We start from the raw sequence: 12,472 nt of genomic DNA on the forward strand, positions 1-12,472 counted from the left end.
TTCGCCCCAAAAGCGTTCGCCCGGCCACGCGGACGAATCGCGCCAGGCGACAGTCGGAGTAACCGATACACGTGATCAGCCCTCTGCTGCGAGATAAGGTATACACACTTTTCGCGCCCCTTGCGACCACAAATAGTTGCGATTGCGCGCGAAGCGGAATCTTGTGTTGGTGTCGCGATAGCCTATCGCCGCCGTACCGTTCAGCAAGTGACGCCCGATCGGATGATGACGCATCGAGCCAGGAGATTTCGCCCATGTTCAAGACGATCGATCCCGACATCCTCGTCAGCCCGCAGATCGATCCGGCCGATGTGGCGGAAGCGAGGGACCGTGGGATCGAGCTGATCATCAACAACCGCCCCGAGGGCGAGTCGGATGACCAGACTCCAGGCGAAGCAATCGAGGCTGCCGCCCAGGCTTCGGGCATCGCTTACGTCTCGATCCCGGTCACGCACGCCGGTTTCAGTCAGTGGCAGGTCGATGCCATGGTCGCGGCCCTGGAGTCGGCCAAAGGCCCGGTGCTGGCATATTGCCGTTCGGGTACGCGCTCGACTTTGCTTTGGGCCCTGGCCCGCGCGCGAATGGGCGACGATCCCGACCAGCTGGCGTCGAAGGCGGGGGCCGCGGGATACGACGTTGGCCCGGTCCGGCCAGTCCTGGACATGATCGCCGCAAACCGAAGCTGACACGCGCCGTGCAGCGGTAGGGGCTAACACCCTTCAAGTCTGGGCAATGAGAAAGGGCCGGAGCGGTTGCTCCGGCCCTTTCCTTTGGCGTCGAGAGATCGAATGCGACGAAGGAGAGAGCGAACTCGCCTCCGTCGACCCGAACCCTGTCAGTTGTAGGCGCGCTCGCCGTGCTCGCCGATGTCGAGGCCTTCCTGCTCGACTTCGGGAGTGACGCGCAGGCCGGTGATCATCTTGGTGATGAAGCCCGCGATCAGCGTGCCGACGGCCGCCCAGACGACCGCGATGAGAACCGCGACGATCTGCGTGATCACTTGCGCGCCCATGACGAAGTCGTCACCGCCGGGGCCGCCCAGCGAAGGCGCGTAGACGACGCCGGTGCCGATGGCACCGACGATGCCGCCGACGCCGTGGATGCCGAAGGCATCGAGCGAGTCGTCATAACCCATGGCCGGCTTGATCTTCGAAACGACGAAGAAGCAGACCACCGAGGCGACAATGCCGAGAACGATCGCGCCGAACGGGCCGGAGTTGCCCGCTGCCGGCGTCACCGCGACGAGGCCCGCGATCACGCCCGAGCAGAAGCCCAGCGCCGAACCCTTGTGACCGGCCAGACGCTCCATGACCATCCAGGTGAGGGCGGCCGCAGCGGTGGCGACGAACGTGTTGATCATCGCGAGACCGGCGGTGCCGTCCGCTTCGAGTTCCGAACCGGCGTTGAAGCCGAACCAGCCCACCCACAGCAGGCCGGTGCCGACCATGGTCAGCGTCAGCGAGTGCGGCGGCATCGGCTCGGTCGGGTAGCCATGACGCTTGCCCAGCAGGAACGCGAGCACCAGGCCGGAGATACCGGCGTTGATGTGCACGACGGTACCGCCGGCGAAGTCGAGAGCGGCAGGCGACCAGTTGAACAGGAGGCCCTGACCCGCCCAGACCATGTGCGCGATCGGGAAATAGACGATCGTCAGCCAGATCGGGACGAACAGCATCACCGCGCTGAACTTCATGCGCTCCGCCGTCGCGCCCAGGATCAGCGCCGCGGTGATCGCCGCGAAGGTCATCTGGAAGCAGACGAAGACGTATTCGCTGATGACTTCGTCGGAGAAGGTCGCCGCCGTACTGTCGGACGTCGTCGCCGACAGGAACAGGTTGCCCCAGCTGAAGAAGGCGTTGCCTTCGGGACCGAACGCGGTCGAATAGCCCCAGATCACCCAGATGAGCATCGCCAGCGCCGCGGTGGCGCCGATCTGCGTCATCGTCGACAGCATGTTCTTGGTCCGCGTCAGACCGCCGTAGAACAGCGCGAGGCCGGGAAGGATCATCATCATGACGAGCACGGTCGACGTCATCATCCAGGCATTGTTGCCCGGATTGGCGACGGGCGTGGCAGCGGCTTCGGCGGCCTGCAACTGCGCCCAGGCTGGCGTAGCGGCGAACAGGGATGCGCCAAGCGCACCCGCACCGCAAAGATACTTGCGAAACATGGTCTTCACCTCATGGTTCAAGGCGCCGATCACAGCGCGGTTTCCCCGGATTCCCCGGTGCGGATGCGGACGGCAGCGCCAATGTCGAAGACGAAGATCTTGCCGTCACCGATGCTTTCGCTGCTCGCGGTCTGCTGGATGGTTTCGATGACCTGCGCTTCCATGGCGTCCGAGATCGCGATCTCGAGCTTGACCTTGGGCAGCATGTTCGTGGTGTATTCGGCACCACGGTAGATTTCGGTCTGACCCTTCTGGCGTCCGAACCCCTTGACCTCGGTGACGGTCATCCCCGCTACGCCAATGCTCGCCAGAGCTTCGCGCACCTCGTCGAGCTTGAATGGCTTAATTATCGCCACGACAAATTTCATGTCTTCCCCCTTTCTGACAGGCCGCGGAAGCGACCCCGGAGCCCAAAATTCGCGGACACGTTCGCTGTGCCTCGCAAAAATCTTCCCCTACCCTTTGGAAAAAAGGGCCGGAGCGGCTGGCTCCGGCCCATTCAGTTTGTGTTCGCAGGAGGAACACCGTGTAGCGGGAGCGGGTCTGGAGGAGAGGAGAGAATGACCCGACCCCCGCTAAACTCTCTAAGCAAATCAGTATGTTACTGATTTCGGCCAAATCTCTGACGTGCCCCTGCCCGATCACAGCGCCCGATCACAGCGCCGTATCTCCGGACTCGCCGGTGCGAATGCGCACGGCGGAAGCCAGGTCGAGCACGAAAATCTTGCCGTCACCGATCGCCTCGGTGCTGGCTACCTGCTGGATCGTCTCGACGATTTTGGGAGCAAGGACGTCGGGCGCCGCAACCTCGATCTTCACCTTGGGCAGCATGTTGGTGGAGTACTCCGCCCCGCGGTAGATCTCCGTCTGGCCCTTCTGCCGCCCGAACCCCTTGACCTCGGTCACGGTCATGCCTGCCACCCCGATCGAACCAAGCGCTTCCCGCACTTCGTCGAGCTTGAATGGCTTAATGATGGCTATGATGAATTTCACGCCAATCCTCTGTCAGCTACCGACCCCCATCGTCGGCGCAACAGAATAAGCAAAGGGCGTGCCAGTTTACGGCTTGGCAATAATTAAACAGATTCAACGTTAATGCTCGCAGCGATTATGCCATGAGCGCCCGATTGCTGTGCAGCTGCCTACTTTTTAGGCAGCAGCAGCGACGCACGAATGGGCAAATGGTCAGAACCTTTCGCTGCTAACGCACTGTGGTGCACTCGCGTTTCCAAAAGCTCCCACTCCGGCGAAATTATAATGCGGTCGAGCTGCGCGACCGGGCGCCGTGAGGGAAAGCTCCGGCCTGGTGCAAGGACGCGCCAAGAGGAATCGAACGAGCGAAAGCAGCCGCCGCGCGTCGCCCATTCGTTGAGATCCCCCATCAGCACCGCCGGGTAGTGGGCCTCGCACGATGCCACGTGATCGAGCACGCTGCTCACTTGATGCCGCCGCCTGAGACCGGAAAGATCGAGGTGCATCCCGATCACGCGCACCCGCTGACCGCCAATCGCCAGATCCGCCCGCACCGCGCCGCGCGGCTCGAGAACGGGAAGCGGAACGGCCGCCGCTTCGAGGATCTCGATATCGCGACGCACCAGCAGGACATTGCCGTGCCAGCCGAGGCTGTCGGGCTTCATCGTCAGGGGGACGGGCTTGTAAGGCGTGCGCTCGTGAATGGCTTCGAGCGGCAGCACCGCCATGCGCCGACCGAAGCGCCGATCCGCTTCCTGAAGCGCCACGACATCGGCTCCGACTTCGTTGAGGATCGCAAGGATGCGATCGGAATCGCGCTTACGATCGAGCCCCACCGCCTTGTGGATGTTGTAGCTGGCGAACGTTACTTCCATGCGATGCCTCTAACCGACCGGCCGGGCGGCGGGCAGCCCACGGCTCAGCGTTCCTTGGTTCCACTAAACGTGAGGTCCGGGTTGCGTTCCTGCTGATAGCTCACATCCCAGGCGGATTTCGCCATGAAGACCGGATCTCCGTCGCGGTCCTTGGCAAGGTTCATCTTGTTGAAATCGGCGAAGTCGCGCAAGGCCTTGGCATCGCCGGTGATCCAGCGCGCGGTATCGAAGGGCGAGGCTTCGAGCATCGCTTCGACCTTGTATTCCGCCTCCAGCCGCGAAATCAGCACTTCGAGCTGAAGCTGGCCAACCACGCCGACGATCCACTGCGCGCCGATCTCGGGATAGAACACCTGGATCACGCCTTCTTCGGACAGATCGTCGAGCGCTTTCCTCAGCTGCTTGGTCTTGGTCGGATCGCGCAGCGCCACTCGCCGCAGGATCTCCGGCGCGAAATTGGGCAGGCCGGTGAAGCGCACGTCGTTCTTTTCCGACAGTGTATCGCCCACGCGCAGCGTGCCGTGGTTGGGGATGCCGATGATGTCGCCCGGCTCCGCCGTGTCGGCCAGTTCGCGATCCTGTGCGAAAAAGAGGATCGGCGAATGCACCGCGATCGGCTTGCCGAGGCCCGAGGGCGTCAGCTTCATGCCGCGATTGAAGGTGCCCGAGACCAGCCGCATGAAGGCGATCCGATCGCGGTGCTGCGGGTCCATGTTGGCCTGCACCTTGAAGATGAAGCCGGTCACGTCCTTGCGATCGGGCGTCACTTCGCCGCCGTCCGCCGGCTGAGGGCGCGGCGGTGGGGCATAAGCCGAGATTGCCTCGATCAGCTCGATCACCCCGAAGTTCTTGAGCGCCGATCCGAAATAGACCGGGGTCAGGTCGCCGCCGCGATAGGCTTCGAGATCGAATTCGGGATAGCCGATCTTGGCAAGTTCGATTTCCTCAGCGACCTCCTCGGGCAAGTCCGCGTCCTCATCGACTTTGCCGAGGAATTCCTTGGAATTTCCCTCGGGGCGGCTGACCCGTCCCGATTCGAGGTCCATGATCCCCTGGAACAGACCGCCCATGCCCACCGGCCACGACATCGGGCAGACATCGAGCGCGAGCATGTCCGCGACTTCGTCGAGCAGATCGAAACAGGCGCGCCCTTCGCGGTCGACCTTGTTGATGAAGGTGATGATCGGGACCGAGCGCAGGCGGCACACCTCGAACAACTTTCGCGTCTGCGGCTCGATGCCTTTGGCGGCGTCGATCACCATGATCGCCGAATCGACCGCGGTCAGCGTGCGATAGGTGTCTTCGGAGAAGTCCTCGTGCCCCGGCGTATCGAGCAGGTTGAACGTGATCACGTTGCCGTCCGCATCGGCACGCTCGAAGGTCATGACCGAGCTGGTGACCGAGATACCGCGTTGCTGCTCGATCTTCATCCAGTCCGAGCGCGCGCGCCGCGCGGCTCCGCGTGCCTTCACTTGCCCGGCAAGGTGGATCGCGCCGCCTTGCAGCAGCAGTTTCTCGGTCAGCGTGGTCTTGCCCGCGTCTGGATGCGAAATGATGGCGAAGGTGCGCCGCGAATTGGTCATCGCGCGCACTTAGGACCACCGGCGCCGGGCCGCAACGTCCTTAGGTCTCGCGCGCGACCTTGAAGCCTGCGAAGCTCTGGTTGACCGGCATCACTTCCATCGCGTTGATGTTGACGTGCGGCGGCTGGCTCGCGACCCACAGCACCATCTCGGCGATGTCTTGGCCGGTCAGCGGATTGACCCCCGCATAGAGCGCATCCGACGCCGCCTGATCGCCGCCGTTGCGCACGGTGGTGAATTCAGTCTCGACCATGCCCGGCTCGATCGACGTGACGCGCACCCCGGTGCCCGACAAGTCCGACCGCAATCCCAGCGCGAACTGGCGCACGAACGCCTTGGTGCCGCCGTAGACGTTGCCGCCGGTGTAGGGATAGGTCGCGGCGACCGAAGACAGCATCACGATCGCCCCCTTGCGCGCAATCAGCCCCGGCAGCAGCTTGTGCGTCATCGAAACGAGCGCGGTAACGTTGGTGTCGATCATCGTGCGCCAATCGTCGAGATCGGCCTCCTGCGCATCGGTCAGCCCAAGCGCCAGGCCCGCATTGTTCACTAGGCAGTCTATGCCCGCGAAAGCCTCCGGCAGCCCCTCCAATGCGCGGTCGCGCGCGGCCTCGTCGCGCACGTCGAAGACGCAAGGGTGGAAGACGTCGGCGCCCAATTCGTCGCACAGCGCCTGGAGCCGGTCTTCGCGGCGCCCGGTGCCGATCACGCGCCAGCCGGCGGCGGCGAAGGCGCGGACGCAGGCCTCGCCAATTCCCGAGGTCGCCCCGGTCACGAGCGCGGTTTTCATTGTCAGGCTCCTAGTCAGCGGTCACCACGGTCATGTCCACGCGCATGGTGTGGACCTCGCCCTGCGGCAGATTGACGATCCCGCGCTTCTCGCGAAAGTCGCCGGTGAAATCGGCATCATCGGCCAGCCCCTGCCACGGCTCGATACAGATGTAACCCGCGCCGGGCTTCTGCCAGATGCCGAGATAAGGCGTGTCGGGAAAGGCCACTTCGATGCGCGGGGCTCCGGATTGGCTTTCATAGCGCAAGTGGCGGCTGCGCAAGTCATCGAGGATCATCGCATCGTCCTCGAACAGCTCGGGGCGCAGCGACAAACGATCGCCCACGATGGGAGAACTCTCGTCATGCGCGATCAAACCATTGGCATCGAGCCGCCAGATGTCGAGCGGTTCGTCGCAGGCGAAAACGATCTGGTGCGCCAGCTTTTCCCCGCCGTCCGGCAGCGGCCAGGCGAAGGCGGGGTGGAAGCCGAAGCTGAAAGGCAGGGGCGCGTCACCGGGATTGCGCACCGAGGCTTCCAGCTTCAGCCGCATGCCGTCAATCCGGAACGTCAGTTCGAGCACGAAGGCGAACGGATAGACCGCGCGGGTTTCGGCGCTGTCTGTCAGGCGGAAGCGCGTCAGATCATCGCGATGCTCGACCAGTTCGAAGTGTGAGCGGCGCGCGAAGCCATGCCGCGTCAGCGGGTATTCCTTGCCGTCGAGCGAATACATGCCGCCACGCAGTTCGCCGACGATCGGGAACAGCACCGGCGCATGGCCGGTCCAGAACCTCGGATCGGCATCGGTCATGTATTCGCGCCCCTGCGCGTCGACGAGCGACCACAGTTCCGCCCCCAGCGGGTTGATCCGCGCGGTGAGATCGCTGGTCCCGATGGCAACGAGACCGCTCATCCGCGCAGCTCGGCACCCAGCTTGGCGGCCGCCTCGGTCACGCGCTGCGAGATCGCCTTGAGGTCGTCCTCCTTGTAGCTCTTCTCGAGCGGCTGCAGCGTCACTTCGATCGCCAGCGACTTGCGGCCTTCCGGAATGCCCGCGCCGCGGAAATCGTCGAACAGCCGGGCAGAGACGATGTTCGCTTTGTCCGCGCCCTGCACCACCCGCACGAGATCGCCCGCGGGCACCTCGACCGGCACGAGGAACGCGAAGTCCCGCGTCACCGCTTGCAGTGCGGGCGGCGCATAAGCCGTGCGCGCAAAGCTCGCGGCGCCCTTTTTCGCGGGGATGGCATCGAGATGAATTTCGGCCAGTGCCACCGGCCCCTCGATGTCGAACTGCTTCGCGGTCGACGGATGCAGCATGCCGAAGCGGGCGAGCACGTTCTTGGGGCCGAGCCGCAAGGTCGCCGACTGCCCCGGATGGAATTGCGGCCCCGCCTCGCCCATCACTTGCAGCTTATCGACCGGCGCGCCGGCCTCGGCGAGCAGCGCCAGCACTTCGGCCTTGGCGTCGTAGGCATCGAACGCAGCCGCCTTGCCGGTCGCCCAGCCGCGCGGCGTCTTGTCGCCTGCGAGCACCAGCCCGAGCGTCAGCTTCTCGTCGCTCGCGCCGCCTTCCCCGCGCAGATAGCGGCGGCCGATCTCGAACAGCCGCAGCGCGGTCGCACCGCGATCGAGGTTGCGCTTGGCGGCCGAGAGCAGCCCCGGCAGCAGCGAGGGGCGCATCGCCTTCATGTCCTCGCTGATCGGGTTGGCGAGCGTCCAGACGCCGCCATTTCCTTGCGCGAAAGCGTCGGCCTCGGCTTCGGGAAGGAACGACCAGGTCACCGCCTCGTGCAGACCCCGCGCCGCAGCCGCGCGGCGCACGCGGCGTTCCAGCTTCTGCGCCGGGGTGGCGGTCGGGCGCGCGACACCATCGGCGCGCGGCAGCGCCACGCTGGCGACGTTCTCGAGACCATGGATGCGCACGACTTCCTCGACGAGATCGGCTGCGCCGTCGATGTCCGGTCGCCAGCCGGGCACGGTCACGGCCCAGCTCTCGTCCCAGTTTGCCTCTTCGCCGACGACCGAGAAGCCGAGGCTTTCGAGGATGCGCTTCTGCTCGCCCGCCTCGACCGCCACGCCGCCAAGCTTTTCGGTCAGCGCCGGGGCGAAATGCACGATTTTCGGAACATCGGGCGCAGCGCCGGCGATCACCACATCCGAAGCCTCGCCACCGCACAGCGTGAGGACGAGCTTCGTCAGCTGCTCCATCGCGAGGCCGAGGAAACCCGGATCGACGCCGCGCTCGAAGCGCTGGCGCGCGTCCGAGGTGAGGTTCAGCTTGCGACCGGTGCGCGCGATGCGCTCGGGATCGAAGTAGGCGATCTCGAGCAGGATATCGGTTGTCTCCTCGGTGCAGCCCGAGTGTTCGCCGCCCATGATGCCGGCGATGTCATGGACGCCGGCGTCGTCGGCGATCACGGTCATTTCACCGTCGAGCGTGTAGGTCTTCTCGTTCAGCGCCTGCACCGTCTCTCCGTCGCGCGCGCGCCGCGCCACGACCGCGCCGGTCAGTTTCGCGAGATCGTAGGCATGCGCCGGACGGCCATAGCTCAGCATCAGATAGTTGGTCGCATCCACCAGCGCCGAAATCGGGCGCTGCCCGGCGGATTTGAGCCGGTCCTGCAGCCACTGCGGCGAGGTCCCGTTCTTCACGCCGCGCACGACGCGGCCGTAGAAGGCGGGGCAGCCCTCGGAATCGTCGGTGCGGATCTCGACCGGGCAATCGAACGTCGTCAGGTCCTCGACCTCGGGAAGCGGCTCGAGCGTACCCAGCCCTGCCGCCGCAAGATCGCGGGCGATGCCGTAGACGCCCATGCAGTCGGGCCGGTTCGGCGTGATCGCAACATCGATCACCGGATCGGCGCCGTGATAGTCCGCGAAGCTGGTACCGACGGGAGCATCGCCCGGCAATTCGATGATGCCGTCATGCTCCTCGCCCAGCTCGAGTTCGCGCACCGAGCACATCATGCCATTCGATTCGACACCGCGTATCGCCGACTTCTTCAGCACCATGCCGTTCGCCGGAACCACGGCGCCGGGTAGGCCGAGCACGCCGGTCATCCCCGCGCGCGCATTGGGCGCACCGCAAACCACCTGAAGCGGCGCGCCATCGCCGGTATCGACCGTGAGCACTTGCAGCTTATCGGCATCGGGATGACGATCCGCCGTCAGCACCTTGGCGACACGGAAGCCGGCAAGCTTCTCCGCCGGATCCTCGATGCCTTCGACTTCGAGGCCGATGGCGTTGAGCTTGGCGGCGATCTCTTCGAGCGAAGCGTCGGTTTCGAGGTAGCTCTTGAGCCAGGAAAGCGAGAATTTCATGTCGTGTCGTCCCTGCTCAAGCGGGGGTGCCGACGCCGGCCGACAGGGTCGGAACGTCGTGAGCGGAAAAGCCGTAGTGCGACAGCCAGCGCACGTCGCCGTCGAAGAAGGCACGCAGGTCGTCCATGCCGTATTTCAGCATGGCGAGCCGGTCGACGCCGGTGCCGAACGCAAAGCCCTGCCACTGATCGGGATCGAGCCCGCCGAACTCGATCACGCGGCGATTGACCATCCCCGAGCCGAGCACTTCCATCCAGGCATGCCCCGGCGCATCGCCCGAGCCGCCAACCACGCGGCGTCCCCCTTCGTTGAAATAGCCGACATCGACCTCGACCGAAGGCTCGGTGAAGGGGAAGTAGCTGGGCCGCAGCCGCAGGACGATGTCCTCGCGCTCGAAGAAGGCCTTGAGGAAGGTTTCCAGCGTCCACTTGAGGTGGCCGAGGTGGATGCCCTTGTCGATCACGAGGCCCTCGATCTGGTGGAACATCGGGGTGTGCGTCGCATCGCTGTCCGAACGGTAGACCCGGCCCGGCGCGATCACGCGCAGCGGCGCGCCTTGCTGGATCATCGAGCGGATCTGCACCGGCGATGTGTGCGTGCGCAGCAGCATCTCGCGGTTCTTCTCGTCCCGGTCCGGGAAGTAGAAGGTATCGTGCATCGCGCGCGCCGGATGGCTTTCCGGCATGTTGAGCGCGGTGAAGTTGTGCCAGTCGTCCTCGATCTCGGGACCGGTGGCGACCGCGAAGCCCATGTCGGCGAAAATCTCGGCGAGTTCGTCCATCACCTGGCTGATCGGGTGCACCGTACCGCGAGGGCCATCGGGCGCGGGCAGCGAAAGGTCGATGGTTTCCGACGCCAGCCTGGCTTCGAGCGCGGCCGTCTCGAACGCGGCCTTGCGCGCGGCCAGCGCCTCGGTCACGGTTTCGCGCAGCGCATGGATCTTCGGGCCTTCGACCTGCCGCTCCTCGGGCGTCATCTTGCCCAGCGTCTTGAGCAGGCCCGAGATCGAGCCCTGCTTGCCGAGAAACTCCACGCGCAGCGCTTCGACATCCTCGGCGGTGGCGGCGAGGGCGATCCGTTCGATCACCTGATTGCTATCGATCACATTCATCCCCGAATCGTCATTCCCGCGAAGGCGGGAACCCATCTCCGGCGCTAGCGGCGAAGAACCCGGCCCGATGCCAAGGGAGCAAACCCCATATCGATCGCCAGATCCCGCCAGTCCGGGTTCGTTTCCTCGATCAGGGCGATCTTCCACGCCCTGTTCCATTTCTTGATCCGCTTCTCGCGCGTTATCGCAAATTCCATCGTCTCGTGCGGTTCGAACCAGACGAGGCGCCGCACGCCGTAGTCCTTCGTGAACCCATCTAGCAAGCCTTCGCGATGCTGGTGGAGCCTTGCCGGCAGGTTCGATGTGACCCCGCAATAGAGCGTGCCCTGGCGGTGTGAGGCCAGAAGATAGACCATCGGCTGCAGATCAGGCCGCATGGGCTGGGTCCGGAGATGGGTTCCCGCTTTCGCGGGAATGACGAAGAAGAGAGCTGAAAACGAAAAGGGGCGCGATCCTTGCCGGACCGCGCCCCTTTGCTGTCGTCAGCGAAGAGCTTCGGCTTACGCCGGCAGCGCCTTCTTGGCCTGCGCGATGACGGTGCTAAAGATCGCACTTTCGTTCATCGCCAGATCGGCCATCGTCTTGCGGTCGAGTTCGATCCCGGCGAGCTTGGTGCCGTGGATGAACTGCGAATAAGTCAGGCCTTCGGCGCGAACCGCGGCGTTGATGCGCTGGATCCAAAGGGCGCGGAAGTTGCGCTTCTTCACCTTGCGGTCACGATAGGCGTACTGGCCGGCCTTTTCGACAGCCTGGCGCGCGACGCGGATCGTGTTCTTGCGGCGGCCGCGGTAACCCTTGGCCTGATCCAGAATACGCTTGTGCTTGGCGCGTGTGGTCACGCCACGTTTGATACGGGACATTGGCTAGTACTCCTCAGTTGAGCCCGTAGGGCGCCCACTTCTTGATGACCTTGGCATCGGCGTCGGAAATGACTTCGGTGCCGCGGTTCTGGCGGATGTACTTGCCGTTATGGCTGATCAGGCGGTGACGCTTGCCGGCGACGCCGTGCTTCACCTTGCCCGTCGCGGTGATCTTGAAGCGCTTCTTCACACCGCTCTTGGTCTTCAGCTTGGGCATTTCGGTCTCCTTGTAAGGGACACGTCGATCCGGCCGTGGCAGCCCTTTTCGCCAGGCAGGACAGTGAGTCGTCCGATTAGGGGATTTCTCGCGTGTCGATTGAAGGGCGCGCCTTTAGTCAGGTCTTGCCGATAAAGCAAGCGGAACGGGCGCCCGACGCGCAATCAGGTCCCGTTGCGCGTCCTCGCGAAGGCTGCCGATCCGGTCGCCTTGAGCCAGGAGGAGAAGTTTCCGCTGCGGATCGGCCGGGCAGCGGACGGCAGCGCGCCGTTCCAGATATACGCCTGCGCCGTGCGCCGAGACCCGCCGCGACACACGGTGCGCACGGCTCCGCGCCGGTATTCCCGCCCTTCGAAGCAGTCGAGCCGCGCCAGGTCCCCGCGCGCGAAGGCAAGGCGCAGCAGTGTCCCTTCGACCCGGCCGATCCCTGGCACCAGGGCGGGATACCAATGGTCGTCGGCCGCGATGGCATAGAGTGTGCCGGGCGCGCTCGCCGGCTGCGCCTCGGCCACGAAAGGCCTGAGCCAGCGGCTCATCCTTGTGTCGAGTTCGGGCTGCAGCGTCCCGTACACGAACAGGTCGATGCGCATC

14 protein-coding genes are annotated in these 12,472 nt (G+C 64.7%); 1 reads left to right on the forward strand and 13 read right to left on the reverse strand.

Features of this window, described 5'->3' with window-relative positions:
• The first annotated feature begins 254 nt into the window (after positions 1 to 254).
• Entirely contained in the window at positions 255 to 686 is a 432-nt protein-coding gene (locus GQO94_RS08715; RefSeq protein WP_156840758.1) for a TIGR01244 family sulfur transferase, read from the forward strand.
• Between the two features lie 149 nt (positions 687 to 835).
• Here GQO94_RS08715 and GQO94_RS08720 read toward each other — a convergent pair whose 3' ends face one another.
• The 13 genes from GQO94_RS08720 to GQO94_RS08780 all read right to left on the reverse strand — a co-directional run bounded on the left by GQO94_RS08720 (position 836) and on the right by GQO94_RS08780 (position 12,471).
• Complete coding sequence (locus GQO94_RS08720) at positions 836 to 2,170, reverse strand: ammonium transporter (protein WP_156840895.1); 1,335 nt, start codon at positions 2,168 to 2,170, stop codon at positions 836 to 838.
• A gap of 29 nt (positions 2,171 to 2,199) precedes the next feature.
• The gene (locus tag GQO94_RS08725; protein WP_156840759.1) at positions 2,200 to 2,538 is read right to left on the reverse strand and encodes a P-II family nitrogen regulator; all 339 of its coding nucleotides are present in this window, start codon (positions 2,536 to 2,538) and stop codon (positions 2,200 to 2,202) included.
• A gap of 286 nt (positions 2,539 to 2,824) precedes the next feature.
• Positions 2,825 to 3,163 (reverse strand): P-II family nitrogen regulator, encoded by a 339-nt coding sequence (locus GQO94_RS08730; RefSeq protein WP_156840760.1) that lies wholly within the window; start codon positions 3,161 to 3,163, stop codon positions 2,825 to 2,827.
• 149 nt (positions 3,164 to 3,312) lie between these two features.
• Positions 3,313 to 4,017 (reverse strand): endonuclease/exonuclease/phosphatase family protein, encoded by a 705-nt coding sequence (locus tag GQO94_RS08735; protein ID WP_156840761.1) that lies wholly within the window; start codon positions 4,015 to 4,017, stop codon positions 3,313 to 3,315.
• 44 nt (positions 4,018 to 4,061) lie between these two features.
• On the reverse strand, positions 4,062 to 5,600 hold the full coding sequence (locus tag GQO94_RS08740; RefSeq protein ID WP_156840762.1) for a peptide chain release factor 3: 1,539 nt from the start codon (positions 5,598 to 5,600) through the stop codon (positions 4,062 to 4,064).
• Positions 5,601 to 5,640: 40 nt separating this feature from the next.
• Positions 5,641 to 6,390: an SDR family oxidoreductase gene (locus GQO94_RS08745; protein WP_156840763.1), complete on the reverse strand. Its 750-nt coding sequence runs from the start codon at positions 6,388 to 6,390 to the stop codon at positions 5,641 to 5,643.
• A gap of 10 nt (positions 6,391 to 6,400) precedes the next feature.
• Positions 6,401 to 7,282: an aldose 1-epimerase family protein gene (locus GQO94_RS08750; protein ID WP_156840764.1), complete on the reverse strand. Its 882-nt coding sequence runs from the start codon at positions 7,280 to 7,282 to the stop codon at positions 6,401 to 6,403.
• Complete coding sequence (pheT, locus tag GQO94_RS08755; RefSeq protein WP_156840765.1) at positions 7,279 to 9,693, reverse strand: phenylalanine--tRNA ligase subunit beta; 2,415 nt, start codon at positions 9,691 to 9,693, stop codon at positions 7,279 to 7,281. The genes GQO94_RS08750 and pheT overlap by 4 nt, the downstream gene beginning before the upstream one ends.
• A 16-nt stretch (positions 9,694 to 9,709) precedes the next feature.
• Positions 9,710 to 10,804 (reverse strand): phenylalanine--tRNA ligase subunit alpha, encoded by a 1,095-nt coding sequence (gene pheS, locus GQO94_RS08760; RefSeq protein WP_156840766.1) that lies wholly within the window; start codon positions 10,802 to 10,804, stop codon positions 9,710 to 9,712.
• A gap of 44 nt (positions 10,805 to 10,848) precedes the next feature.
• Positions 10,849 to 11,181: a GIY-YIG nuclease family protein gene (locus tag GQO94_RS08765; protein ID WP_156840767.1), complete on the reverse strand. Its 333-nt coding sequence runs from the start codon at positions 11,179 to 11,181 to the stop codon at positions 10,849 to 10,851.
• Between the two features lie 123 nt (positions 11,182 to 11,304).
• Positions 11,305 to 11,664, reverse strand: coding sequence for a 50S ribosomal protein L20 (gene rplT, locus GQO94_RS08770; protein ID WP_156840768.1), 360 nt, complete (start codon positions 11,662 to 11,664; stop codon positions 11,305 to 11,307).
• Positions 11,665 to 11,677: 13 nt separating this feature from the next.
• Positions 11,678 to 11,881 (reverse strand): 50S ribosomal protein L35, encoded by a 204-nt coding sequence (gene rpmI / locus GQO94_RS08775; RefSeq protein ID WP_156840769.1) that lies wholly within the window; start codon positions 11,879 to 11,881, stop codon positions 11,678 to 11,680.
• Between the two features lie 164 nt (positions 11,882 to 12,045).
• Positions 12,046 to 12,471 (reverse strand): gamma-glutamylcyclotransferase family protein, encoded by a 426-nt coding sequence (locus GQO94_RS08780; protein WP_156840770.1) that lies wholly within the window; start codon positions 12,469 to 12,471, stop codon positions 12,046 to 12,048.
• Position 12,472: the final 1 nt, after the last annotated feature.

The sequence above is a fragment of the Novosphingobium aquimarinum genome (assembly GCF_009746585.1).
GTDB classification, from domain to species: domain Bacteria; phylum Pseudomonadota; class Alphaproteobacteria; order Sphingomonadales; family Sphingomonadaceae; genus Novosphingobium; species Novosphingobium aquimarinum.

Coding starts and splice junctions, on each gene's coding strand:
- GQO94_RS08715 (WP_156840758.1), top strand. CDS start 255: ATGTTCAAGACGATCGATCCCGACATCCTCGTCAGCCCGCAGATCGAT.
- GQO94_RS08720 (WP_156840895.1), bottom strand. CDS start 2,170: ATGTTTCGCAAGTATCTTTGCGGTGCGGGTGCGCTTGGCGCATCCCTG.
- GQO94_RS08725 (WP_156840759.1), bottom strand. CDS start 2,538: ATGAAATTTGTCGTGGCGATAATTAAGCCATTCAAGCTCGACGAGGTG.
- GQO94_RS08735 (WP_156840761.1), bottom strand. CDS start 4,017: ATGGAAGTAACGTTCGCCAGCTACAACATCCACAAGGCGGTGGGGCTC.
- GQO94_RS08740 (WP_156840762.1), bottom strand. CDS start 5,600: ATGACCAATTCGCGGCGCACCTTCGCCATCATTTCGCATCCAGACGCG.
- GQO94_RS08745 (WP_156840763.1), bottom strand. CDS start 6,390: ATGAAAACCGCGCTCGTGACCGGGGCGACCTCGGGAATTGGCGAGGCC.
- GQO94_RS08750 (WP_156840764.1), bottom strand. CDS start 7,282: ATGAGCGGTCTCGTTGCCATCGGGACCAGCGATCTCACCGCGCGGATC.
- pheT (WP_156840765.1), bottom strand. CDS start 9,693: ATGAAATTCTCGCTTTCCTGGCTCAAGAGCTACCTCGAAACCGACGCT.
- pheS (WP_156840766.1), bottom strand. CDS start 10,804: ATGAATGTGATCGATAGCAATCAGGTGATCGAACGGATCGCCCTCGCC.
- GQO94_RS08765 (WP_156840767.1), bottom strand. CDS start 11,181: ATGCGGCCTGATCTGCAGCCGATGGTCTATCTTCTGGCCTCACACCGC.
- rplT (WP_156840768.1), bottom strand. CDS start 11,664: ATGTCCCGTATCAAACGTGGCGTGACCACACGCGCCAAGCACAAGCGT.
- rpmI (WP_156840769.1), bottom strand. CDS start 11,881: ATGCCCAAGCTGAAGACCAAGAGCGGTGTGAAGAAGCGCTTCAAGATC.
- GQO94_RS08780 (WP_156840770.1), bottom strand. CDS start 12,471: ATGCGCATCGACCTGTTCGTGTACGGGACGCTGCAGCCCGAACTCGAC.